Below are 24,689 nucleotides of genomic sequence, written 5' to 3'. Positions count from 1 at the left end.
ATTGATAATCGTAATGATGTTCTGCAAAGTAGGTATTTGACAGAATCTTTAACTGTTAACAAATTTTAAGATATTTGTCTCCTAACTAAAGTCAATCATCTTAACAAACATGCGTAAACTTTTAATTGTACAGCTTTTGCTGTGCATGTTCAGTTTGCCCTTGCTGGCCCAGGATCGGGTGGTGACGGGCAAAGTGACATCAGCAGAGGATGGCTCCACGCTACCTGGTGTAAACGTTACGGTTAAAGGAACCTCACGGGGAACCAGTACAGACGTAGATGGCCAGTATCGACTCAACGTACCCGAAGGCGCAACCCTTGTTTTTAGTTTTATCGGATTTGCCCGGCAGGAAGTAGCAGTAGGAAGCCGTTCGACAATTGACCTCGCGTTGGCTACCGACGCGTCGCAGTTGCAGGAAGTAGTGGTAACGGCGCTCGGCATTGCCCGCGATAAAAAAGCGCTCAACTATGCGGTTCAGGAAATCAAGCAGGAGAAACTGAACATTGCCCGCGAGCAGAACGTGGCCAACGCCCTCGCCGGTAAAATTGCCGGGGTGCAGGTGCTTGGGCAGTCGGGAGCTAAGTTTGGTACGCCCTCCATTCGGATTCGGGGGGTGAACTCGCTCACCGGTAACGACCCGCTCTACGTAGTTGACGGAACACCAACCGACGTGAGCCAGGTGAACATGGACGATGTCGAAAACCTGTCGGTACTGAAAGGGCCTTCGGCAACGGCTCTGTACGGTAACCGGGCCTCGGCCGGGGTTATTGTCATCACGACCAAGCGCGCTAAGGCTGGCGAAACCCGGCTTGATATTAACCACAGCACCACGCTCGATATGGTGGCCATGTTGCCTAAGTACCAGAACGAGTACGGCGGTGGTTACTCGCAGGATTGGGAAACGTTTGAGTTTGACCCCAAAATTCACCCGGCCAACTGGGCCTCGTTCAATGGGCAGAAAATTCTGGACTACTCAGCCGACGAAAGCTGGGGCCCTCGCCTGGATGGAAGCCCTCACCGCTCGGCGTTCTCGTGGCAGCAGGGGCCTGAGTTCGGGCAGTTGACCCCGTTCTCTCCGCAACCCAACAACGTACGCGACTTCTTCGAGAAGCCCATCAGCAACAACACCAATATTGCATTTTCGCGCGGCACCGAAGCGTTTCAGAGCCGGATTTCGTACTCACACATCACCAACAACGGTATCATTCCCAACTCAGCGCAGTCGCGGGATTTCATCAGTGCCAAAAACTCGATTGTGTTTGGTAAGAACCTGACGGCCAACCTGAACCTGAACTACACCTCAACGCGTACGGTGAACCAACCCGCTGACCGGTACGGCTCGTCGGGAGGGACTACGCCCGGTGGTAGCCCCATTGGCGTATCAAATGCCATTCTGAACGGCTACAACCAAACCATCGGCTCGTTTAACCAGTGGTTTCAGCGGCAGTTGCGTATGGACGATCTCCGCAACTACAAAAACCCCGACGGAACGTTCCGGAGCTGGAACATTGGCGGACCAACCGACCCCCGGCCCAAGTATTGGGACAGCCCCTTTACGCAGGCCTACGAAAACACCAACGTGAACCGGGGCGACCGGTTGTTTGGTGACTTTGGCCTGACGTATCAGTTCACGCCAAACCTGAAAGCTTCGGCCACGGTGCGCCGGGATCAGAACAACTATTACCAGGAGGGCCGTATTGCTACCGGCACGCTCAACGAGGGGGGCCGGGGTGGTTTCTCAACGCTGGCTTCGAGCTCGCGGGAGAACAACTACGAATTGCTGGTGAACTACGCCCAGGATTTCAAAGATCTCTCGATTGTGGCCAATGCGGGCGGTAACATCCGCTATAACCGGACAGACGGCTTGTTTCAGGCCACGGTTGGTGGCTTGTCTGCACCGGGCTTTTACAACATAGCTGGTTCGATCAGCCGCCCTGTGGCCAACAATTACCTGTTTGAACGTCAGGTAAATAGCTTATTTGGTAACGTGAGCATTGGTTTCCGCGATTTTGTATTCGTGGAAGCTTCGTTGCGCAACGACTGGTCGTCGACTCTGCCGGCTGGCAACAACTCGTACCTGTACCCCTCGGTATCGGCGGGTCTGGTGTTTACCGAGCTGATTCCACGCAACAACGTGCTGTCGTACGGTAAAATCCGGGCGGGTTACGCGCAGGTGGGTACCGACGTAGGTCCTTACCAAACGGCGCTGGCCTATTCGGTGGGTACATCGTATGGCAACAACTCTACGTTCTTCCTGCCGGGTACGCTGCCCAACGCGGGCCTGTTGCCGGGTCTGTCGTCGTCGTACGAAGGGGGTATCGACTTGCGCTTCCTTAACAACCGGTTCGGGCTGGAGTTTACGGCCTATCAGAACAACAACCGGAACCAGATTATCCCGTTGCCGGTGGCCCCCACGAGCGGTTACACCAACGCGATTATCAACGCCGGTCTGATTCAAACGTCGGGTCTGGAGCTGCACCTGTTTGCCAGCCCGATTCGTTCGGCAAATGGCTTCAACTGGGACTTTGACCTGAACTTCGACCGCAACCGTTCTAAAGTTGTAGAGCTGGCCGAAGGGCTGACCAACTATCAGGTAGATGGCCCGCAGTGGCGTACGCTGACCCTGAATGCCCGTGTGGGGCAGGACTGGGGCGCTCTGTATGGTCAGGGGATCAAGAAAGACGCCAACGGACAACCCGTGGTTTACGGCTCGGGCAGCAACGCGGGCTTGTACGTGAAAGAAGACAACGTATATCTCGGTTCGGTACTGCCCAAGTTTAAAGGCGGCTGGTTGAACACCTTCGCGTACAAAGGCGTAACCATGCGCGTGAACACCGACTTTGTGGTGGGTGGCAAATTCTTCTCGACCACAAAAATGTTTAACGCGTACTCGGGTCTGGCGGCCGAAACAGCTGGCCTGAACGAGTTGGGCAACCCCAAGCGTGACCCTGTGGCCGATGGTGGTGGTATTCTGCTCGAAGGCGTGACCGAAGAGGGCCGCCCCAATACAACCCGTGTAGAAGCACAAAACCTGTACGAAAACTGGCTGTTTGCCCTCAACGAGCGCTGGATTTACGACAAATCCTACGTGAAACTCCGCGAGGTGTCGATTGGCTACAACCTGCCAACCCGCGTGCTGGGTCGGTTTATCAAGTCGGCCAACGTATCGCTTATTGCCCGGAACCCGCTGCTGATTTACAGCGCTATTGGCGGTGGTATCGACATTTCGGAGTCAGAAACCATCTGGTACGAAGGTGGGCAGCTGCCACCGGTACGTTCGTTCGGGGTTAATGTTCGGTTAGGTCTATAATTTTAATTCTGTCGAAACTCCCATGAAAGGGCACAAATTCATACTCTTGGCGGGCTTGTTGGCAACGACCACAGCCTGCAACAAATTTGACGAGATCAACGTCAACCCCAATAGCCCGCTGACGGCTAACACGGGTAGCTTGCTGACGGGCGCTGTGCGTAACGTTGGTACGGTGAATGCGCAGGTAGGGCCGGGTTCGTTCAATATTGTACCGGCGCTGTATGTGCAGCAGTTTGGCGATGTTACGTATATCGAAGACTCGCGCTATAAAACAGTCAATTTCAGCTATAATGGGTTGTACTCGGGGCCGTTGGTGAATCTACAGCAGGTAATCAACCTGAACACCGACCCGACCACCAAAGCTGCCGTAGCCGCTTATGGTTCGAACAACAACCAGATTGCGATTGCCCGGATTCTGAAGGCATATTTCTTCCAGTTCATCACTGATCGTTGGGGCGATGTACCCTACACGCAGGCGCTGAAAGGCAGCGAGAATTTCTCGCCCGCATTCGATAAGCAGCAGGATATTTACAATGACCTGTTTAAGGAGTGGAAAGAGGCTGTGGCTCAGTTCGACGATGGAGCAACCGTGCAGGGTGATATTCTGCTTGGTGGTGACACGGCCCGCTGGAAGAAGTTTGCCAACTCGTTGCGCCTGATTGCGGCCCTGCGCCTGTCGAAAGTAGACCCGGCCAAGGGAAAAGCTGAGTTTATGGCTGCTCTGGCCGATGGCGTGCTGACCTCTAACGCTGACAACGTTCAGTACAAGTATCTGACTGATGCCAACAACGAGAATCCGCTCTACAACAATTACCAGACAACTAACCGGAAAGACTTTGCGGTGAGCAACACGTTTGTGAATTACCTCAAGCAGGTCAGTGATCCGCGTTTGCCGTTTATGGCGGCCCCCAATCAGCGGGGTGAGTATGTTGGGGTGCCGTATGGCGTGTTCCCGTCGCCGGGTCCGGCTCAGAATTTCTCACTGGCAGGTAGTACGCTGGCTCGGCAAGACTCACCCGTTAACGTGATGACTTACGCGCAGGTATTGTTTGCTCAGGCCGAAGCAGCTAAGCTCGGTTGGACTACGGGCAACGCCAAAACGCTGTACGAGTCGGCGGTGAAAGCTTCGTTACAACAGTGGATGGGTGCAGCCTATACTGAAGCGGCCTACACAGCGTACATTGCTCAGCCCAACGTGGCTTACTCGGAAGCCAACGCTATTGAGCGTATTGCGACCCAGCGTTGGATTGCCCTGTTTTTCCAGGGTACTGAAGCCTGGAACGAATGGCGCCGGACGGGTTTCCCCGTGCTGAAACCAGCTCCGACAACGCTCAACGGCGGTACGGATATTCCCCGGCGGCTGGCGTATCCGGTTACCGAAACTACGCTCAACGCGAAGAACTACGCGGACGTAGTGGCCCGTCAGGGAGCCGATACGCAGTACTCACGCGTTTGGTGGGACAAGCAGTAGTCTTTCTGATTTGCTCAACAAGTAAAACGCCCCGACCAATCTGGTCGGGGCGTTTTGCATATAGGGTTTTTGGTTGGAGTACCCAACGTCTAAGCTACTGCTTCGTCTACCTCCTCGGCATAGGCATCGGTAGGTACGCACGAGCACACGAGGTTCCGGTCGCCATAGGCACTGTCGATGCGGCTCACCGTTGGCCAGAACTTGCGCGAACGCACATAAGGCAGCGGGAAGGCGGCTTTCTCACGGCTGTACGGGCGGCTCCAGTCGTCGGCCAGTACAACCGAAGCTGTGTGCGGAGCGTGTTTCAGCACGTTATCGCCCTTGTCGACCTGGCCGTTTTCGATTTCACGAATCTCGTTCCGAATTGCAATCATGGCGTCGCAGAACCGGTCCAGTTCGCCTTTTGACTCTGACTCGGTCGGTTCGATCATCATCGTGCCCGCTACCGGGAACGACACCGTTGGTGCGTGGAAACCGTAGTCCATCAGGCGCTTGGCCATGTCTTCTACTTCTACACCGGCCGCTGTTTTAAACGGACGGCAGTCGATAATCATCTCGTGAGCCGCCCGGCCGCTCGTACCCGTGTAGAGTACCGAGTAGTGGCCTTCGAGCCGTGTTTTGATATAGTTGGCGTTCAGAATGGCCCGTTCGGTAGCGCGGGTGAGTCCTTCACCGCCCATCATGGCAATGTATGCGTACGAAATGGTCAGGATGCTGGCCGAACCATACGGAGCTGCCGACACCGCGCCTGAGCCATTGGCAACGGCAACGTGACCCGGCAGGAACGGTACGAGGTGAGCCGCTACGCCGATGGGGCCCATGCCGGGGCCGCCACCACCGTGCGGAATGCAGAACGTTTTGTGCAGGTTCAGGTGGCAAACGTCGGCACCAATGGTAGCGGGTGAGGTCAGGCCCACCTGCGCGTTCATGTTGGCACCATCCATGTATACCTGCCCACCGTGCTCGTGCACAATAGCGCAGATTTCCTTGATACTCTCTTCAAATACCCCGTGGGTAGAGGGGTAAGTAACCATCAGCGACGACAGCTCATTGCTGTGCTGAATGGCTTTGGCACGGAGGTCTTCAACATCAATGTTGCCGCGCTCGTCGCACTTCACAATGACCACTTTCATGCCGGCCATTACAGCACTGGCGGGGTTGGTGCCGTGCGCCGACTGCGGAATGAGAGCCACGTTGCGGTGATGATCGCCCCGGCTCTGGTGGTACGCCCGAATCACCATCAGACCTGCGTACTCGCCCTGTGCACCTGAATTGGGTTGCAGCGACATAGCCGCAAAACCCGTAATCTCGCACAGCCAGTTATTGAGGTCAGTAAACAACTGTTGGTAGCCGGCTGCCTGGTCTTTCGGGGCAAAGGGATGCATCTTGCCAAACTCAGGCCAGGTAACGGGAATCATCTCGGCCGTTGAGTTGAGCTTCATGGTGCAGCTTCCCAGCGAAATCATCGAGTGCACCAGCGACAGGTCTTTCTCTTCCAGCGACCGCAGGTAACGGAGCATTTCGTGCTCCGTGTGGTGCGTGTTAAAGACCGGGTGGGTCAGGTAGTCCGACGTCCGAACGAGCCGCTCGGGCCAGCTAATCTGGAGTTCCTGAGCAATGGCTTCGAGGTCGGTATCAACACCAAACACGTTGAGCAGGCTCACCACGTCGTCGTAAGTCTTCACTTCATCGAACGACACACCTACGTGCTGTTCATCGGCGTGGTAGCGCAGGTTAATCTGAGCCGCCCGTGCCGATTTCTTCAGCGAATCAACATCGCTTACTCGTACGGTCACGGTATCGAAATAGTTTTCGGTTACCACCGTGTGGCCGCACCGCTTCAGGGCGGTTGCAAACAGTTTGGTCAGGCCGTGGGTGCGTTCGGCAATCTGGCGGAGCCGATTAGGACCGTGATATACGGCGTAGCTACTCGCCATTACTGAGAGCAGCACCTGAGCCGTACAGATGTTCGAGGTGGCTTTTTCGCGACGGATGTGTTGCTCACGAGTCTGGAGGGCCATCCGGAGGGCAGGCTTGCCCTGTGCATCAATCGACACACCGATGATACGGCCCGGAATTTGCCGCTTAAACGCATCGCGCGTGGCGAAGAACCCGGCGTGGGGGCCGCCGTAGCCCATTGGTACACCAAACCGTTGTGCTGACCCAACCACCACGTCGGCACCCATTTCGCCCGGAGGGGTAAGCAGGGTAAGCGACAGCAGGTCGGCGGCAACAGCTACCGTAATGCCCAGTTCGTGCGCTGCGGCAATGAGGTCGGTATAGTCGAATACCTCACCGTCGGTAGCGGGGTACTGGAGCAGCATTCCGAAGATATTTCCCTGGGTGAGGTCAACGGTGCGGTGGTCACCAACCAGCACCTCAATACCAACCGGCGTGGCCCGCGTCCGAATCACATCAATGGTTTGCGGGTGGCAAAGCTCCGACACAAACAGGGTTTCGGCTGTCTTGCGGCTTGCCGGGCGGGTAGCGTACAGCAGGCTCATGGCCTCGGCCGCAGCCGTGCCTTCGTCGAGCAACGACGCGTTAGCGATTTCCATCCCGGTCAGTTCCGTGACCATAGTCTGGAAGTTGAGCAGTGCTTCGAGACGCCCCTGTGCAATTTCGGCCTGATAAGGCGTGTAAGCCGTGTACCAGGCCGGATTTTCGAGGATATTCCGTAGAATAACGTTTGGCGTGATGGTATCGTAATAGCCCTGACCGATGTACGAGGTAAACACCTTGTTCTGACCGGCCATCTTCTTGAAATTTGCCAGGAACTGGGCTTCCGACTGAGGCTCGGGCAGATTGAGCGGCCGGGGCAGTCGAATACTGGCGGGCACGGTTTGATCGATCAGTTCGCTGATAGACGAAACGCCCACCGTATCGAGCATTTGCCGAAATTCCTGATCCTGTACGCCGTTATGGCGATCTTCGAATGACTCCTGGTACCGGATATTAAGAGACATAGTTAGCAGATGAGCGCAATGCTTTAGAAACCAAACCCAAAATTACGGAGAAACGTGCGAAGGTGGTATAAAAACGGGGCTGGTTGGGCGTGAAATGTGTTGGGGCAGTAAAAGGGAGACAGATCGTGTTCCTCCATTTCAACTTTCGGCATAAAAGTTGTTGATAGAATGGCTGGTTAGTATAGAACTTACTACTTTTACATAGTACACAAGAGGCTCTGTGCAGAAGTAGATGGGTCTATGTGCTGTTAACTTTTCCCAATCTTGATCGTGTCGTCAATCCGTTCATCCTGCCGGGTATGTGGAAGTCAAACCCGCCCACTCTTTTCTGCCAAAGTGCTGGGGAAGTACGATATACAGTATGAAGAGTGCGCTATGTGCGGATTTGTACAAACCGAAACTCCTTACTGGCTCGACGAAGCATACAGTAGCGCATTCACTACTACTGATACAGGTACACTGCAAAGGAGCCTGATTATGGGTAGGTCGGCAGCGGCCATTGCCTATTTTTTATGTAATCGATCGGGTCGGTTTGTTGATTATGCGGGTGGGTACGGTACACTGACCCGCTACATGCGCGATGTCGGATTCGACTTTTATAGCACAGATCTGTACGCCCAAAATATCATTGCCCGTGGTTTTGATGCTGCACCGGGTCGATACGAAATGGCTACTGCCTTTGAATGCTTTGAGCATTTTGTCAATCCTGCCGAGGAGCTGACCAAGATATTGGCGTATTCAGATACGATTTTCTTTACTACTCAGCCTTGCCCTGATCCGGCACCTGCTGTTGATAAGTGGTGGTACTATGCTCCTCATCACGGTCAACATGTGGCTTTGTATCGGCCCCGAACCTTGAAGATTCTAGGCCAACAGTTTGGGCTGAATTATTATAACGTCCGCAATTACCACCTGTTTACTCGCAAGCAGATACCCTCCTTCTCCTTCTCGTTTTTAGTGTTGGCTGGCCGGTTTGGGTTGGGCCATCTGATTGGATTACTGATGAAAAGTCGAATTCTCTCTGATGCTGCCCTGCTGGAAACCCGTACGAAGGAAGGCGCCTTAATTCCTTGACCGTTAAATATTTATGAAAAGTTATCAGGATTATCCTCATCAATCCGTGTCAATGTCGAAAGATACCTTGTTTCGGCAGACATTGGTGGACTTATTTGCCAATAACCCAATCGACTACGTTATTGAAACTGGGACCTGGCTTGGCACAGGTTCTACGCAAACGTTGGCAACTGCTTTCCCGGCCAATCGACCGCCCAAAGCCTATTACACCATTGAGGGGAATCTGACATTCCATACAATTGCGCGGTTTAACCTGCGGAAGTGGTCGTTTGTAAAGCCACTCTGGGGAGATACAGTTGCGAAAGACAAGGCCCTGGCCTTTATCCGGCAAGATGAGGTACTGAAGAATCACGAAAAGTACCCCGATGTGTTTATAGATACGCTCGACAATCCTGTTCAGTTTTACACGAATGAAGTAGAGGGTAAGCTGGGTAAGAATCTGATCATTTCGGCTGTCGACTGGTTTGGCAATTCGTTTCTCAACCGGCCACAGGATCTGTTGCATCAGCTGGTTTTGCGCCATCGGGATGATCGGCCTCTGGTTTTGCTCGACTCGGCCGGTGGTATCGGCTGGCTTGAGTATCAGACTGTTCGGGATACGCTGGGTAATCGACCATACTGGCTTATTCTGGACGATATTCACCACCTGAAACATTTTAGGTCCCTGGCTGATGTACAAACCCGCCCCGATTTCCGGGTTATTGCCCATAGTCTGCAACATGGCTGGCTGGTAGCCGAACATCTGGTGCAGTAGTCAGCGTACCCCTGTTGCCTGTAGCATGTTGGCGGCTGACTGGTAAACGCGGTCGGTGCTGATGGTCGCGATCTGATACGGTGACTCTGGGTTCAGGTCTGGGGCTATTTCTGCTAACCGATGCCGATTAGTTTCTACCTCAGGGGGGTACACATGCACTATATGAGTAGCTAGTTCGGGTGGGTACGGGTGCCACCGGATAAGCGATTTTCCCTGCGAAACGACGACCGTGGGCGTTTGGGTGGCGGCAGCTAAATGCACTGTGCCGGTTTCATTGCTGATGAGTAAACTGGCCCGGCTGAGTACATAGGCTAGCTGCGGAATCGATAATTGGCCGGTCAGGTCGATGGTTGGTTCGGGTAGAGGGTTAGTTCGTTTGAACTGGTCGGCGTAAACCTGCTCACTGGGTGAACCTGTCAGGACAACGGCATGGTTTGGATACTCGCGCTGAAGCTGATAGGCCACGCTGGCAAATCGTTCGGCTGACCAAACTCTAAATTCCTGGCCCGCTCCAAGGGACAATACAATGTAAGGCTGTGGTAGGGGCACTTCGGCCGCTAAAACCGAATTGAGCTGAATGGCGTACTGACGAACGGGTTTTTGCAGAAACTCTTCCACGATACGCCGGTTACGTTCGTGCTCAAACAGGAGTCCGGGGCCTGAGTCGATCAGGCGGGTATAAAGCCGGTCGCCAAGGGCAGCCTCCCAGCGTTTGATATTGACATAATCGGTACGGCAGCCAATGCGTTGTGTCGCTCCGCTGGCCCAGGCCAGAAAGTCATCGAGCACCAATACCCGGCTGTAGGTAGGGCAAAAGACCGTTTGGACTCCTAGCCGACGGAGCTGCTGCACAAACCGGAACCGGTACTGCAGATTGGTGCTGAGGGCATAGATATCGGTCCAGATAAACTCGTCAACAAAAGCCGAATCGAACGTTTCGGCAACCGACCGAACAGCTGCGTTACCGCAATAAATAATTCGGTGGCCTCTGTACGTGGGCGACTGGCGTATTTGCTCCAGAAACCCCCGAAACATCAGGTAATCGCCAAAAACATCGAGCCTGATTATGAGCAACGTTTCTGGGCGTGGTCGGTGAGGAGTGCTCAGGGTCGCAACCCAATCGGAGAGCCAAAGCACAGTGTCGATGGCAGCCAGAAACGGCGCGAGCCAGGGCGAAGTTTTGAGCTGCCGAATAAGTGTTTTAAGGTTCATTCGTGTACAATTGCGCTCGAAATATACTGTAATTCTGTTCGATCACTGTGATATATAGAAGCTGATGAGCTTCCCGAAAAAGTCACATAACGATTTGTTGGTCAGTTCGTATCCTGACCGTAGCTTTATTGGTAAAATTTCCCGCTTCGTTTATGGCTAAATCTGCCCGTTCTCGTTCTGTCTCCAAACCAGTAGTGTCTTCCAAATCCCCCTCACCGGTTGCGGAGCCTAATCCGGTGCTTTCTGCTCAATCAGCTACGGCCGATGGATCGCGTATGCTATCGCCCAGTTTACGGTATCTTTTAATTGGAGTTGGCCTCCTGTTATTGGTTTTTCCGGCCTTGTCATACTATCAAACTGTTTGGGGAAGTGCCTTCAACTACCCCTTTGAAGACGATTTTGACTCCCTGCTCCGATTTATTAATGGGTTTACAAAAGCAGAGACAACAGCGGGGCAGAAATTGAGTCTGCTGGTAGCCCAGCACAATGAACATCGTATTGTTTTTGACCGGCTTGTCTTTCTGCTCCAATACTATGCTGGCGGTCAGGTTAATATCCGAACACTCATTCTGATTGGTAATAGCTCCCTTCTGTTTCTTACAGGGTTATTTTACTTTGCTTCGCTTCGCTCTCTATCGTTGCCAGCTCGTCTGCTTTACTTTGTTCCTGTAGCATACGTGTTGTTTACACTGCATTTTTGGGAGCTAACAGTATGGGGCATGGCTTCCCTACAGAACCTGTATGTGTTGGTGTTTGTGATGGCGAGCTTTTACCTGATCAATAGCACGCCCAGCCGCCCGCGAGCGTTCTGGGGGGCTTGTGCCTTCGCGATACTGGCTACGTTTACAAGCGGAAATGGTCTGTTTGCCTTTCCGGTTGGCGCACTGATGCTTTGGCTATTGGGCCAGCGCCGGTATGCCGCCATATGGGGTGGGGTAGCTGTGCTTACAGCTATTTTGTATTTCTGGGGGTTTGAGCGTTCGGAGAACCTGCCCAGTGTTTATGATTCACTGATTGGAAATACGGGACGGGCTATCGACTATTTCTTTACCCTGACAGGGTCGGTATTTGCCACAAGTCCCGAAGCGCCCTCGCGAGCCGGAAAAGTCCTGTTGGCACTGTATTTGGGCTTACTGGTCTACCTGATTCGTGCCCGTCGATTGACGGATTACCTGCCTATGCTGGGCATGGTAACCTTTGTGTATGTCACCTGCCTGTTGTTGACGGCCACCCGCTCTGGCTTTGGCGTTATACAGGCCACTAGCCCGCGATATGGTATTCTTTCAGTGGTGTTAGTGGCGGGGATAGGCGTGCTGTTAGTCGAAGCCATGAAACACCAATGGGCCCGCCTTTCGGTGGGGCTTGGTTTTGCTGCGGTGGCGGTGTATCTTTTCTTTACCACACAAGGGCTCAATGAAGTTAAGGTAGCTGACAGAACCCGCCTTCTGCAACTGTGTGCAGCGTTTTACAACGATAACCCTCAGAACTTACTGGTTTATTGGGGAACCTCCCAGCAGGAAGGGCAGCGTATTCTCAATGAAGCCTTTCGCCGAAAAACGTACCAAATTCCGAAGGTCACGCTGGCCGATTTAGCCAGTACTCCCCGTCAGCTGGATGCAGCCGAGGTAATTCCGCAAGGCACCATTACGGCCGAGGCCCGGCCGTTTGAGACCAAAGACCATATTGTATTCTGGAATACGTGGGCAGTGGCTGATGGTATGGATGCCCATGCCGGCCGTACAGAGATTATTGCTCAGGCACCGGGGCAGGCCTATGCCTTTGATACCGGAAAGCATATGCGCTACGATGTCGCCAGCCAAATGCAGTCGATGCAATTTGCAGAAGCAGGTTTCTCATCGGTATTGCCAAAGGCAGCCCTGAAAAAAGGCCAGTACACCTTATGGTTGCATCTGACCGATGGCCGAATCCATGCTTACAAGCCTTTAGATCAAGGCTTTGTGGTTAACTGAGTTGGTCTTAGCCAACTATAAATGGCTGTTAGCAACTGGTTAGCCAGTTTGCTAACAGCTCCCGAAGCCAATTGGTCGACCGGCAACCGGGTTGAAGCACTCGCCAGCAAATCTGCATCCGAAATTTGGCGGGTGGCCTGAATTTGCCGGTTTTGCTTTCCTATCCATTCACGATTTGACCATAACCAGCGGTAGGCACGTGCTCGGCTTTTAAGGTAAGCAATTCCCCTGAACGCAAATAGCCAGGTCAGTAACTCGGTTAAGAGTAACGCGGGCAGCATACGTTGCCGGGTAGTGGCCGATAGAGTGCGAAGAAGGGTTAAAACACGGTTTCGCTCCAGGTAGTAAAACTTGGTTGGTGTCATCCCTAAACGGTAGTAGTGGGTGATTACAGATCGTCCATCGCACAGCAAAGCGTAGCCAGCCAGTCGAGCCCGTAGCGATAAGTCGGCATCTTCAAAGTACATAAAATGGGCTTCGTTGAAGCCGCCCAATTCTCTTACAGCTTCGGTTGGAGCCATTAAGGCAGCTCCTGAAAGTAAAGGAACCTCCTCAAGAGTGTTGTGTGTAGAGCCGGGCTCATTGATAGCCCGACACGTGGTAATACCGGTGTAATGCATCTGATTGCCACAGGCATTGATGGTTCCGTCGGGATTAAGAAGTTTGGGGTTTAAAAAGGCTTTGGGGTACAAACGAGCGGTTTCGAGCAGGCATGATATAGCGTTTGGCCCCAACTCAGTATCCGGATTTAGAAAAAGTACCCACTCGCCCGCAGCTTGTTGGAGCCCCAGATTGTTGCCGCCTGCGTAGCCCGAATTGGTCGGATTAGGAATATACCGGGCATCAGGATACGTATGGGCTAGCCAGCTCTTTACACCATCAAATGGGTAATTGTCAACAATCAGTACCTCAAATTTGGCGCTATTAGGCTGACGGTAGATACTCGGTAAGCAGCGCTTCAGGTCGTCGATGCTTTTGTAAGAAACGATCAGGATCGTTAGTGTCGGCCCGGTATGGGGCTTCATAAGGATGGTGGTATTGGGCTAACGGTAGTCATTGGCTGGGTAGGCTCGGGCTTGCTCAGGTTGACCGACTGACGCTGATCTAACTCCTGACGAAGGTAGGCCAGCTCATGAGTAAGGTTCTTTATCTGGTTCTGTTGCCTCGAAATGACCACTGATAGGTGGACCAAAAAAACGATAATTGCCAGAATACCTACCAGAAAAATAAGCGAAGGTGGGTAATACACACCCAGCAGGAGGGAGATTTTCTCCAGCCCGGAACGCCAAAACGAGAAAACCAGCAGGAAGCCGGTGCAAACAATCCAGACAACTGAATATTCCTCACGGAGGTGCCCTTTGATAATGAGCCGAAAAATCATAATCATGAACATCAGCGCCCCCACGATGCTGATGAACTGAATGGTTATCGGAAGCGATTCCATACGTCAGAGAGTTAGAACTGGGCGGTTACGGAGCCGCAAAAAGATGAATAAAATTCCCAGAGTTACCTTAATCATATAGTAAACGGCCCGGCTAGTGTTGATGGACGACACTCCCCCCTGTCGTTCGCTCATCACAACGGGTACTTCAAGCATTCGAAGCTTGTTAAGACCAAATTGAACGATAGCTTCTGGCTCCGGGTATTCATCCGGGTAATATCGCTCAACCAGAGCGAGTGTTTTTCGGTTGAATGCCCGGAAGCCAGAGGTACTGTCATGGATAGTCTGACCGATCAGAAACTGGTTAAGCCATCGGAAATAGGCAATACCCATACGACGGGTTGCTGATGACTGAAAGCCCTCGCGTGTAATGAACCTTGAGCCAATAACCACATCTGCCTGATTGTCGAACAATGGTTGCAGCAACTTGGGCAGCTCATGGGTGGGGTGTTGCCCATCGCCATCCATCTGAACGGCAATATCGTACCCATTACGCCAGGCAAACTTATAGCCGGCATGCATTGCTCCGCCAATTCCAAGATTAGTGGGTAGATTGAGGTACAAGCAACCAGTCCGGCGAATGGCTTCAACAGAGCGGTCGGTCGAACAGTCATTGACAACCAGTACGTCGAGGTTTAACCGGTGCTTATCGCGGGTTTGATAGATTCCCGCCACTACTGACTCAATGGTGTCCTGCTCATTATAACAAGGCACAATGATCAGTATGTGCGAATCGACAGCAGCTATCATGCCCGGAAAGCGTTAGAAATTGGTCTGGTAAATTGTCAGCGACCCCAATGTAGCCACCTGCTTCATGCACCGCACTTCAACCGGTTGTGGTGCATGATCGAATACCTGATACTTCACGTTCAGTTGCTTCATCCTGGGCGAGCAGGGGTCCATGACGATAATGTAGCCATCTTCAAACTGATTGACCAGCACAACGGAATCTTTACCATCAATGTACGATTGGTTGGTAACGTGAGCGTACCGATTGTACGCCGAATCGCGCTTCATTTTGGGGTCGAGTACACTCATGATTGTCTTCCGATTCGGAATGTATTTAACCCCCGTAATCTGCTTGGCACCCGTTGCCGTGACCATGTACGTAATAAACTGATTCCCATTGACAATCCACCGGGCGTTAGGGTCCTGTTCGACCAGTGATTTGACGGTTCTGAAAAAAGCATTCTCCGTTATGGGGCTGAGGCCTTTTGATAATGGATTAGCTTTAAGGTTGGGTAGTAGAAACAGAATCAGCCCTGTACAGAAAATAGTCAGGCGGTAGGGGATGGCGATTGATGACACCAGTAGTACCCCCATCATCGTAAAAAACACAACCGGGATAAACGTCTGAAAAGGCTTGACCAGCCCCTCTGAATCATTGATGTTCACATAGGCTGTGTAAATCATGAAGGCAGCAATACCGATTATAGCCACAGCGTTGGTCCAAACCGGAAGCTTAACCTCATTTTTTGCGGTATTGGCCGTACTAAGGGCGCCCAGGTATAGAAACAGAAGCACAACTGCGCCGATGCCCATAGGTACCTGACCCCGGCGGGTTGGTACCATGCTCATCAACGATAGTTTAGCCAAACTTTTGGGAAAGCCTACTTCCATCCAGATCCACATGAGCAGGACAAAAACACTACCGCCAACAATCATCCAATCGATCCGACGTGTTTTGACGAAAAGCAGAACCGACAAGGGAATGATGATTGGGGCAAAGTTGAGATAGTGTGAAAGCTCGCAGATGTTCAACCAGCTTTTGGGGAATTTTTGATCATCGAAAAACCAGCTGTAGTACTCAGAGAAAGCGTTGGCAATGAACCCGGTGCCGCCTGTTTCGCTACGCTGACCCGGGTAAACCGTACTCGAGAGAGCCTTCAGGGTTTCCTGCACATCGTTGTAAAACACATATAACACAAAGCCAGCTATAAGGGCAATGCCGCCCAGGGCACCCAATCGGATCGGCACTCGGTTGATTGGGAAAAGGTTTTTACGCTCATTGATTAGGTATCCCACCAGCACAAAGGCAAACAAGTAAACCATTGGTAATTGATACGGCGGATACAGGTAAAGAGCATAGCTAATAACGCTCCAGATCAGCAGCAGAGCCCACAGAGCAATGTGAGTGGGCTTCTGGGCTTTCAGAACATAGATAGCGGCCACAAAAGCCAGACCGCAGTAGCCTATCATGGGAGCCGGTATGAACGACCAGCGGACTGTACCTGAAGACAGGAAAAGGGTAAGGGCTCCGGTCAAAGACAAAAGGTAATGGTTACGGCATACAAGCAGGAAAAATAAAAAAGACCCGATCAACACCAGAAAAGGGTTGCTGTTATACATCCACGAGTATCCCCGTTCGGCGTCGAGAAGCATAAAGCCCCAGTGCATAAACTTGAATACGGTCACAATGTGGTTAGTGGGTGAAACGAGCAAAGCGGCTTTCAGGCCACCAATACCCTCGTTCTCATGGCCAAATTCATTACTGACATTAGACAGAATCCAGGGAGCCCCCACCGCATAGTCGTCCATCCGAATCTGCTTGGGTGTGCCTGCAACCAACCCACGGTTGGGGGCACTCCCGTCGGGCAGTAGGGTGTTCCAGATAGGAAGCGACACATAGTGCCACTTGAAAAGAACAAACAGAAGAAAAATGCCTATAAACGCCCCTAAGGTTATTTTGACCCGCTTGTCAAACCGAATCAACACCGACGAGTCAGCAACTTGAGTAGAGGTAGCAGGTGAAACCTGGCTACGGTCAACAACGGGGCTTACTGGTTGAACCGGTACTGCTGAGGCTGCCTGCCGGGTTGGTGATGTCTCGTTTTCGGTTGGTTTTCCAGATTGAGATCGTTTTTTCGACGATTTAGACATGAGTAATTGGTCGGGGCTGATTACGAATTAGAACAACATAGGCAATAAATATGCCTAAATCGCATAAAGTCAAAATTAGTATCCCTTACTGGTTGATCAAAGTAGATGAAAGTGATTAGGACGTTAAAATTTCGGTACTTTACAGTCATTTCAAAGAATAAATGAAGCAGATGCTAACTCGAGGGCTGTTTATCGGAGTTGCTCTTGCCTTGCTGGTTTACGCACTGAAGGATATTTCGTTTTCTGAAATTGTTGGGCAGTTCCGGCAGGCTCACTATGGCTGGGTGGTTGCGTCTGGTTTGGTAGTTGTACTGATCTACTGGGTACGCGCTATGCGCTGGCAACAATCATTACTGGCCCTACATCACCATCCTACAGTATTTAGGGCAATGGTGGCCTATCAGACGGGTGCCTTCATTAGTATGCTTGTGGTTGGTTCGGGGGAGCTTACCCGGTGTATTACACTACAGCGAACCGATCAGGTGCCGGTGTCGCACGGGCTTGGGTCTGTGGTAGCCGAACGGGTGTTGGATTTTCTGATGCTTTTACTGGTGCTGCTGCTGACGTTTGTACTGGAGTCGGCCCGGATGATCCGTTACTTTTCCGGTATGACCTGGTCTGTTTCCGGATCTAAATTGTTTCTTTTATTAGGCCTTTCTCTGGTTACATCAGTTGGCCTGATCTGGCTTTGGCGCAGTCCTTTTGTCCGAAAGCACCCTTTCTCTGTTAAATTGGAGGGATTTGCTAAAGGCCTTTGGAGTGGGTTTGCCGCAATCCGGCAGCTCCCCAATCCGTGGCTCTTTGTTGCTCTGACTATTCTGACCCAGGTGTTGTCGTGGCTACACCTTTATTTGCTGATGCTGTCTGTAGAAAGTACCCGCGATCTGCCTCCAACAGCGGCCCTTACCGTTCTGGCAGTTGCGTCCATCGGTGGATTGGCCGTTCCGACGCAGGGCGGGGTAGGTACTTTCCATTTTTTTGTGGGCCGCATATTGGTACTATATGGGTTGAGTACGGCACAGGGAACAGTTGTTGCTACTTTTTTACATACCATGGGGTTGGCTATCAACCTGGTTCTGAACAGCTTGAGCTTTTTGATTGTCCCTGTTCTCATTGCCCAGGCGAAACGTGAAAAAATGACCGTACCTGAGTAAAAGGGGTTTGGAGTAAGGCCAATATCCTCTGTTCTATAACGTTTTTAAATCAATTAAACCATCAACTAAATACATGAAACATTGGCTTTTTAAAACAGCCATTTGCCTGACTGCGAGTTCGGTTGTTCCCCTTCTCGCGCAAACGCCCGCTGCCCAACCCCCCTCTGCCAAACCAGAGACATACGCCCAAACCGTTACGGCCGATGACCTCCGCAAACACCTGACTATTCTGGCCGCCGACGATATGGAGGGCCGCGAAACCGGTACGCGGGGCCAGAAAAAAGCGGCTGAGTACATTGCCGGGCAGTTTTCAGCGCTTGGCCTCAAGGCCGTTGTTCCCGGTGCCGATGGCAAAACGAGCTATATGCAGCCGTTTACGCTCTACAAAAAGACCTGGGGCGATTTCTACGTCAAATCGGGTGGTAAGCAGTTTACTTACCTCAAAGATTTTCTGACCAATGGCCTGATTGCCCTGCCGCAGGAAACAAATTACGAAACCGTGTTTGTCAATTATGGTATTGTCGACGATAAGTTCAACGACTATGTCAACCTCGACGTAAAAGGTAAAGCCGTGGTCATGCTCGATGGCGAACCCAAAAATGCCGACGGTACCTCGGCTGTGACCAACTCAGCTGAGCCCTCGCGCTGGGGCAAGCCCGACAGCTGGCGGTACCGCGCGCAGGTGGCCAAAGATAAAGGCGCAGCTCAGGTGTTTATCATCTCGGCGGCCAATGCCGATGAGTTTAAGCGGCTACTCACAGAACGGGCGGCCTTACAGCAGCGTTTTAACCGGTTGAGCCTGAAAGCGGGGCAAGAAAACGTCGGCACGGTAGGAACCTTCATGATTTCGACCGAAATGGCAGCGGCCCTGCTGGGCAAGAAAGCGGCACAGCTCACCAAAGCGATTGAGCAAATCAAGAGCAAAGGCATGAGCACCGTTGGTAAACTGGCAGGTACCGTAGCTGTGAAGGCCGAGCGTAAAGACGAGAATGTGCAGACCGAAAACGTAATGGGTTTTGTAGAGGGTACTGACAAGAAAGATGAGGTGGTCATCGTGTCGAGCCATTACGACCATATCGGTATTAGCCCCGATGGGCAAATCAACAACGGTGCTAACGACGACGGGTCGGGTACGGTATCGGTGCTTGAGCTGGCGCAGGCGTTTGCCAAAGCCAAAGCAGAAGGCAACGGCCCCCGCCGGTCGATGCTCTTCCTGACGGTGGTGGGCGAAGAGAAAGGCCTGCTGGGTTCAGAGTACTATACAGATTTCAGCCCCGTGTTGCCGCTGGCTAACACTGTCTGCGATCTAAACATCGATATGGTGGGTCGGGTCGATAATCTGCACGAAAACAAGTCGCCCAAAGACAATTACATTTACGTGATTGGGTCCGACAAACTGTCGTCGGATCTGCACCGGATCAGCGAGAACGCCAATAGTCAGTACACCCAAATGGAGCTGGACTATAAGTACAACGATCCGAAAGACCCGGAGCGCATCTATTACCGTTCTGACCACTATAACTTCGCCAAGCACAAAATACCCATCATTTTCTATTTCAACGGGTTGCACGCCGACTACCACCGGCCAACCGACGATATCGAGAAAATGGACTTTAACCTGGCCGAAAAAACCGCCCGTCTGGTATTCTACACCGCCTGGGAGGTCGCCAATCGCGAAGAGCGCCTGAAAGTCGATAGTAATAAGCAATAGAAATAAGGAGAAAGGAGAAGGGAGAAAAGGAGAAAGGAACGCAAGCGCGCCTTCCCTTCTCTCTTTCTTCCCTGTCTCCTTATTTCCCCGGTTGCCGGATCTCGAAATTCTCCTTCTTCTTGGCGTCGGCTACCATAGCCCGCACATCAGCCAATAGCTTTTTGGCGTCGTACACCACGCCATCTTTTACCGTGTAGGTTACGCCACCTACGCGCTCCACTTCGTTTTTGTCGTTCAGGTGAATGGCCCCGGTGCCGTATAAGGTTTTGAGGTTGGCCAACGGATTTTCTTTAACAATCACGAAATCGGCCAGCTTACCTACCTCTACCGAGCCAATTTGCCCGGCCATGCCCAGGGCTTCAGCGCCCTTAATGGTAGCCGCCCGAATCACCTCAAGTGGATGAAAGCCTGCCTCCCGCAGCAGTTCCAGCTCCCGGATATAGGCGAACCCGTATAGCTGATAAATGAACCCGGAGTCGGAGCCCGTAGTGACCCGGCCACCCCGGTTCTTGTACTCATTGATGAACTGCATCCAGAGCTGATAATTACGTTTCCAGGCTACCTCCTGTTCCGTGCCCCAGTTGTGCCAGTACGACCCGTGCGAAATGCGGCTGGGGCCGTAAAAGCGCCATAAACTCGGCATCGTGTATTCATCGTGCCATTCGGCCCGGCGGGCCAGCATCAGGTCTCGGTTGGCTTCGTAGATGTTGAAGGTCGGGTCGAGGGTAAAGTCGAGCCGGATAAGCGAGTCCATCACGGCATTCCACCGGGCTGTGCCAGGCTTGGCGGCTTGCTCCCACAGGCGGCCGGCCTGCTCAAACCGGTGTTGTTCGTTGTTGTAGTTGTAGTCGGCCGGGTAGTCCTGCACGGTCCGGTCGGCAAAGAGGGCTTCGGGCAGTCCATACCAGTGTTCCATGGTGGTCAGGCCCGCTTTGGCGGTAGCCAGTACGTTCATCCGGGCCACTTCGAGCTGGGCATGATGGCAGGCTGAGCGAAGGCCTAACTTCCGGTTTTCGTCGAGAGCGGCCCGAAAAACAGCCGGTTCGGCCCCGAAGAACTTGATGCCGTCGGCACCTCGTTTGGCGTTTTGTTGCACCCAGGCGCGGGCCTGTTCGGGGGTGATGATGGGCTCTTTGGCCCCCTGCCCAAATACGGTATAGGCCAGAATCCGCGGAGCGACAATCTCGTTTCGGTTGCTTTTGGCGCGGTGTTCGAGTACCCAGTCGAGACCGTTGCCGGCCGATGGGTCGCGGATGGTGGTGATACCGTGCCCCAGCCAAAGTTTAAACACATACTCGGCGTTGGCTCCCTGCGCCTGTCCGCCAATGTGCCCGTGCATGTCAATGAAGCCCGGCATCAGGTACATCCCGTCGCAGTTCAACTCTTTGTCGCCGGGTTTGGCAGATGGGCGGCTTGCCGGGTCGATAGGTACGCCGGGGTAGCCAACCGGCCGAATCTGGGCAATCCGGTTCTTTTCGACTACAATATCGACCGGCCCCATGGGCGGTGCCCCGGTGCTGTTGATGAGCGTAACGCCCCGGATAATGAGCCGGTCGTACGGGCCATCGCCCTCGCCGGTTTTACGGGCAGGGGCTTTTTCAACCTGCCCCTGCACAGGTAGTACACAGGTGATTAGCAGCCCGATGAGGGTAATGCAGCAGTAAAGAAAACGCATAGGTGTCGTGGGTGAGTACGTTGGAGTTTGAGGGCGGGGGTTCTGGCCCCTACATTGGGCAATTTAGGTATTGTTGGTACTTTTGGCAAAAGATCGATCCAACCGGGTAGCTATGCGACAGCGTATTATCAATAATTTTCTGCTCATCACCATTGGGCTGGCCGTGCTGGTGGCCGTAGCCATGAAAGCCACTATTTTTCAGCAAACCCCTCCGGCCAAACCAGCCGCGGCTGTCGATACCCGTTTCTCCGAATACTGGTTTGCAGGCAAGGCCGAACTGAACAGCTACCGGCTGGAGCAGGCTCAGTACGGAGAGCTTAACCGGGGCACGGCGGTTTTGATTTTTGTTACCGAAGATTTTCGGACCGATACGCAGGTAAAGTCGGAGACCGACGCCAGCAAGGACCGGGCTATTCCGGTACTCAAAACTAACCTTGTTCGTAAGTTCACAACGGGCATTTACGATTATTCGCTGTTTACGTCGGTATTCACGCCAATATCAAACCCCAAGTTTCCGAATACGCTGAAAGTGAGCACGTCGGGGCAGGAGTGGTGCGGGCATAGTTACGTGCAGCTGAACCTGAAAAACGACGGGTATCGGGTAAACGGCCGGTCGTATTTCGAGCAGGAAGCCAACGAGGAGTACACGGTGAAGAAACAGCTGCTCGAAGATGAACTCTGGAACCGTATCCGCCTGAATCCGGGTCAGTTGCCTATCGGTGATGTGACGCTCATTCCGGGCACGGTGCAGGGGCGGTTGCGGCACAAACGACTCGACCCATTGGCCGCCAAAGCGCAGCTCGAAGCCTATACTGGAAGCACCTTCTCGGGTGATTCGCTCAAAGCGTATACGGTTGACTATGCCGCCGACGGCCGCAAACTGACAATTGTGTTTGAAGACGCCTTTCCGCACCGGATTGTGGGTTGGGAGGAAACCTACAAATCAAAAGATAAACTCCTGACTTCTCGGGCGGTTTTACAGAAAACGATCCTGTCGGATTACTGGAACCACAATGCGCCCGCCGATAGCGTGCTGCGCAAGGAACTGACGTTATGAACGCTTCTCTTTTTTCCGTCCCTACCTACGCCAAACGCTGGTTGTTGGGGCATGGGCTTTGGCTCTTCGGGGGGCTGGCGGGTGTGCTGAGCGCCTGTTCGTCGGAGAACGACAAACCGAAGGCCGATGAGCCCATGCACACGCTCATTTTTATGGACAAAAGCCTGAGTCTGAACACGAATCAGGCATATGCTGCGCAGAAATACGGTCAGCTGCTCGATGATATTGTAAAGAACAACGTTCGGACAACCGGCGATCAGATTACGGTTTATTACATTCACGAAAACACGGCCAAAGCGCGTGCCCTATCGCTCACAGTGCGGACCGAGATGGACGATGTGACCAATGCCAGCCCCACCGACGTTGAGGCTGCTCAGGCCGCATTTGATTTGGCGTTGCAACGCGAGAAGGCTCGGTTTCGGAAACAACTGGGCAACAAACTGGCCCAAACCAACGAAGCGGTATCGAATCAGCGAACCGATATTCTGGCGAGCTTGTCGGTAATTGCCGATGCCGCAGCCGACGGCCAACTGCTGAGCGTGTACTATTTCAGCGATATGGTCGAAAGCATGCCCACACGCGCAGGCTCGGCCACTGCCCGTGACTTTCATAAAACCCCACCCGCTAATGACGGACAGGCCGACGAATGGGCCAAAGCCGATGCTAAACAGCTAGGTGATCTTGCCTTAGGTTCGCCAAGCGTCCGTATTGTGCTGCCCTTTGAGCCCACGGCCTCGCGCCGGGTCAATAACCCAACCGTGACCCGCTACTGGCGAACGTTGTTTGCTCAGTTTGGCGCCGATGACCTGGAGGAAGAGTAATTCCGGTTCCGCCCGTGTTCAAAGACGGCAAAAACAAAAAGCCCTGAGCCATTGGCTCAGGGCTTTTTGTTGATACAAATAGGAATGCTTAACGAACAGCAAACTCGCCCGCACCGATCTTAAAGCCTTCTGAATACAGCTCAACGGTGTATTTGCCTGGCTTATAAGCGGTACCACGGGTGTACAACAGCTCAACCGTTTGGCCTTTGCTATCGTAGTTTACCGTCTGCTTGGTGGTGTAAACCGTCTCGTTACCATCTACTGTAAACGTGCCGGATCCATTGGCCATGTCTGACACAATAGCGCCGTCGGGATCAAGCACGCGTACATACACGTCTTTGGGCTCCTCACGCGTCAGTGGGTTGTCGAGCAGGGTGTAAACCAGTTTGATTTTGTCTAACCGCTTGGCTTTGTAGGCATCATCGTCACGCACTTTGCCTTTCGACGATACGGCGTACACTTTCACGTTTTGTGCTTTCAGGGCAGCCGCACGCGTCACTTTGGTCGACAGTTCCTGATTTTGAGCAGCAAATGCCACTACCGAATCACGGGCCAACTGACGTTCCGTTTTGACCTGCGTATTTTCGGTCGCCAGAGTCTGGTTTGAGGTCACCAGAATGCCGTTCTCGCGCTGGAGGTTGGCAATCAGGGTATCTTTCTCGACCAGATACGCTTCGTACTCCCTAATCTTAACATCGTATTTAGCAATCAACGACCGCGATGAGGACGCGTAGCCTCGGCGAAGAGCGTCTTTGTCGCGCTCAAGGTCGGCTTTCACTTTCAGCAGTTCTTCTACGTTACCACCCAGTTTCTGAACTTCGGCAATCTTGGCGTCGAGGGCCGTTGAAATAGAGTCCAGTTTTACACGAGTATTCGACAACTCTTCGACGCGCTCTGCAATAGTTACTTCCTGATTGTCCGATTTCTCTTTCGTGTTGAAGTAGAGGTAGCTGGAAACACCGGCCAGGCCAGTCATCAGAATCAGAGCAGCCAAAAGGGCTCCGTTTGTCCGCGATTTTTGCTGAGGATTATTCTCCATAATCAGTTGAATTTAACAGTTAAACAGGATACTTGTAAATACTGTATCATTCAAAGGGGTTAAGTGGATTAATAAGATCACGAAAGATAACGCGTTTTTCGGGCTATCAGTAATGTATTGTTAGCTAACGGGTTATATGTAAACATTAGTTCCC

The 24,689-nt window shown here is 52.6% G+C and carries 17 protein-coding genes; 9 read left to right on the top strand and 8 right to left on the bottom strand.

The annotated features are described in order from the left end of the window. The first annotated feature begins 109 nt into the window (after positions 1–109). Together F5984_RS07495 and F5984_RS07490 are read left to right on the top strand one after the other, a co-directional pair. On the top strand, positions 110–3,310 hold the full coding sequence (locus tag F5984_RS07495) for a SusC/RagA family TonB-linked outer membrane protein (protein ID WP_152123625.1): 3,201 nt from the start codon (positions 110–112) through the stop codon (positions 3,308–3,310). Between the two features lie 22 nt (positions 3,311–3,332). Continuing rightward, positions 3,333–4,781: a SusD/RagB family nutrient-binding outer membrane lipoprotein gene (locus F5984_RS07490; RefSeq protein WP_152123624.1), complete on the top strand. Its 1,449-nt coding sequence runs from the start codon at positions 3,333–3,335 to the stop codon at positions 4,779–4,781. A gap of 89 nt (positions 4,782–4,870) precedes the next feature. On the opposite strand, the gene gcvP is transcribed toward F5984_RS07490, so the two are convergent. Beyond that, entirely contained in the window at positions 4,871–7,747 is a 2,877-nt protein-coding gene (gcvP, locus tag F5984_RS07485) for an aminomethyl-transferring glycine dehydrogenase (RefSeq protein ID WP_152123623.1), read from the bottom strand. Positions 7,748–8,017: 270 nt separating this feature from the next. On the opposite strand from gcvP, the gene F5984_RS07480 reads away from it, so the two are divergent. Further along, the gene (locus F5984_RS07480; RefSeq protein WP_152123622.1) at positions 8,018–8,821 is read left to right on the top strand and encodes a class I SAM-dependent methyltransferase; all 804 of its coding nucleotides are present in this window, start codon (positions 8,018–8,020) and stop codon (positions 8,819–8,821) included. A 52-nt stretch (positions 8,822–8,873) separates the two neighbouring features. Next, positions 8,874–9,575, top strand: a complete 702-nt coding sequence (locus F5984_RS07475) for a hypothetical protein (RefSeq protein ID WP_152123621.1) — start codon at positions 8,874–8,876, stop codon at positions 9,573–9,575. Here the strand turns inward: F5984_RS07475 and F5984_RS07470 are convergent, their stop codons facing one another. After that, on the bottom strand, positions 9,576–10,787 hold the full coding sequence (locus tag F5984_RS07470; protein WP_152123620.1) for a glycosyltransferase family 9 protein: 1,212 nt from the start codon (positions 10,785–10,787) through the stop codon (positions 9,576–9,578). A 719-nt stretch (positions 10,788–11,506) separates the two neighbouring features. Between F5984_RS07470 and F5984_RS07465 the strand changes: the two genes are divergently transcribed. Further along, positions 11,507–12,757 carry a hypothetical protein gene (locus F5984_RS07465; protein WP_152123619.1) on the top strand — a complete coding sequence of 417 codons (1,251 nt, stop codon included), beginning with the start codon at positions 11,507–11,509 and terminating at the stop codon, positions 12,755–12,757. On the opposite strand, the gene F5984_RS07460 is transcribed toward F5984_RS07465, so the two are convergent. Genes F5984_RS07460 through F5984_RS07445 form a run of 4 tightly spaced genes read right to left on the bottom strand, consistent with a single transcriptional unit; the run spans position 12,736 to position 17,078 of the window. Beyond that, complete coding sequence (locus F5984_RS07460) at positions 12,736–13,782, bottom strand: glycosyltransferase family 2 protein (RefSeq protein WP_152123618.1); 1,047 nt, start codon at positions 13,780–13,782, stop codon at positions 12,736–12,738. The genes F5984_RS07465 and F5984_RS07460 overlap by 22 nt on opposite strands. Further along, positions 13,779–14,201, bottom strand: a complete 423-nt coding sequence (locus tag F5984_RS07455; RefSeq protein WP_152123617.1) for a DUF2304 domain-containing protein — start codon at positions 14,199–14,201, stop codon at positions 13,779–13,781. Before F5984_RS07455 ends, F5984_RS07460 begins: the two co-directional genes overlap by 4 nt. Positions 14,202–14,204: 3 nt before the next feature. Further along, positions 14,205–14,948 (bottom strand): glycosyltransferase family 2 protein, encoded by a 744-nt coding sequence (locus F5984_RS07450; protein WP_152123616.1) that lies wholly within the window; start codon positions 14,946–14,948, stop codon positions 14,205–14,207. A gap of 12 nt (positions 14,949–14,960) precedes the next feature. Next, entirely contained in the window at positions 14,961–17,078 is a 2,118-nt protein-coding gene (locus tag F5984_RS07445) for a DUF7657 domain-containing protein (protein ID WP_246168857.1), read from the bottom strand. Positions 17,079–17,248: 170 nt separating this feature from the next. On the opposite strand from F5984_RS07445, the gene F5984_RS07440 reads away from it, so the two are divergent. Continuing rightward, on the top strand, positions 17,249–18,232 hold the full coding sequence (locus F5984_RS07440; RefSeq protein WP_246168856.1) for a lysylphosphatidylglycerol synthase transmembrane domain-containing protein: 984 nt from the start codon (positions 17,249–17,251) through the stop codon (positions 18,230–18,232). Between the two features lie 73 nt (positions 18,233–18,305). Further along, positions 18,306–19,943, top strand: a complete 1,638-nt coding sequence (locus F5984_RS07435) for a M28 family peptidase (RefSeq protein WP_152123614.1) — start codon at positions 18,306–18,308, stop codon at positions 19,941–19,943. A gap of 79 nt (positions 19,944–20,022) precedes the next feature. On the opposite strand, the gene F5984_RS07430 is transcribed toward F5984_RS07435, so the two are convergent. Beyond that, the gene (locus F5984_RS07430) at positions 20,023–21,618 is read right to left on the bottom strand and encodes an amidohydrolase family protein (protein ID WP_152123613.1); all 1,596 of its coding nucleotides are present in this window, start codon (positions 21,616–21,618) and stop codon (positions 20,023–20,025) included. Between the two features lie 112 nt (positions 21,619–21,730). Between F5984_RS07430 and F5984_RS07425 the strand changes: the two genes are divergently transcribed. Both F5984_RS07425 and F5984_RS07420 read left to right on the top strand, forming a co-directional pair. Next, the gene (locus F5984_RS07425; protein WP_152123612.1) at positions 21,731–22,675 is read left to right on the top strand and encodes a hypothetical protein; all 945 of its coding nucleotides are present in this window, start codon (positions 21,731–21,733) and stop codon (positions 22,673–22,675) included. Continuing rightward, a complete protein-coding gene (locus F5984_RS07420) occupies positions 22,672–23,496 on the top strand; it encodes a hypothetical protein (RefSeq protein ID WP_152123611.1) in 825 nt (274 codons plus the stop codon). The genes F5984_RS07425 and F5984_RS07420 overlap by 4 nt, the downstream gene beginning before the upstream one ends. Before the next feature lie 88 nt (positions 23,497–23,584). Here F5984_RS07420 and F5984_RS26730 read toward each other — a convergent pair whose 3' ends face one another. Then, positions 23,585–24,535 (bottom strand): hypothetical protein, encoded by a 951-nt coding sequence (locus tag F5984_RS26730; RefSeq protein ID WP_246168855.1) that lies wholly within the window; start codon positions 24,533–24,535, stop codon positions 23,585–23,587. Positions 24,536–24,689: the final 154 nt, after the last annotated feature.

It is taken from the genome of Rudanella paleaurantiibacter, from assembly GCF_009184635.1.
Taxonomy (GTDB): Bacteria; Bacteroidota; Bacteroidia; order Cytophagales; family Spirosomataceae; genus Rudanella; species Rudanella paleaurantiibacter.
Note: the sequence above shows the minus strand (reverse complement) of the source record. Positions and strands in the feature narration are given on the sequence as shown.

Bases quoted from the DNA above. Each gene is read 5' to 3' on its own strand.
- F5984_RS07430 (WP_152123613.1), bottom strand. From the start codon at position 21,618: ATGCGTTTTCTTTACTGCTGCATTACCCTCATCGGGCTGCTAATCACC.
- F5984_RS07465 (WP_152123619.1), top strand. From the start codon at position 11,507: ATGGCTTCCCTACAGAACCTGTATGTGTTGGTGTTTGTGATGGCGAGC.
- F5984_RS07420 (WP_152123611.1), top strand. From the start codon at position 22,672: ATGAACGCTTCTCTTTTTTCCGTCCCTACCTACGCCAAACGCTGGTTG.
- F5984_RS07475 (WP_152123621.1), top strand. From the start codon at position 8,874: ATGTCGAAAGATACCTTGTTTCGGCAGACATTGGTGGACTTATTTGCC.
- F5984_RS07455 (WP_152123617.1), bottom strand. From the start codon at position 14,201: ATGGAATCGCTTCCGATAACCATTCAGTTCATCAGCATCGTGGGGGCG.
- F5984_RS07495 (WP_152123625.1), top strand. From the start codon at position 110: ATGCGTAAACTTTTAATTGTACAGCTTTTGCTGTGCATGTTCAGTTTG.
- F5984_RS07490 (WP_152123624.1), top strand. From the start codon at position 3,333: ATGAAAGGGCACAAATTCATACTCTTGGCGGGCTTGTTGGCAACGACC.
- F5984_RS07440 (WP_246168856.1), top strand. From the start codon at position 17,249: ATGCTAACTCGAGGGCTGTTTATCGGAGTTGCTCTTGCCTTGCTGGTT.
- F5984_RS07470 (WP_152123620.1), bottom strand. From the start codon at position 10,787: ATGAACCTTAAAACACTTATTCGGCAGCTCAAAACTTCGCCCTGGCTC.
- F5984_RS07460 (WP_152123618.1), bottom strand. From the start codon at position 13,782: ATGAAGCCCCATACCGGGCCGACACTAACGATCCTGATCGTTTCTTAC.
- F5984_RS26730 (WP_246168855.1), bottom strand. From the start codon at position 24,535: ATGGAGAATAATCCTCAGCAAAAATCGCGGACAAACGGAGCCCTTTTG.
- F5984_RS07450 (WP_152123616.1), bottom strand. From the start codon at position 14,948: ATGATAGCTGCTGTCGATTCGCACATACTGATCATTGTGCCTTGTTAT.
- F5984_RS07425 (WP_152123612.1), top strand. From the start codon at position 21,731: ATGCGACAGCGTATTATCAATAATTTTCTGCTCATCACCATTGGGCTG.
- gcvP (WP_152123623.1), bottom strand. From the start codon at position 7,747: ATGTCTCTTAATATCCGGTACCAGGAGTCATTCGAAGATCGCCATAAC.
- F5984_RS07445 (WP_246168857.1), bottom strand. From the start codon at position 17,078: ATGTCTAAATCGTCGAAAAAACGATCTCAATCTGGAAAACCAACCGAA.
- F5984_RS07435 (WP_152123614.1), top strand. From the start codon at position 18,306: ATGAAACATTGGCTTTTTAAAACAGCCATTTGCCTGACTGCGAGTTCG.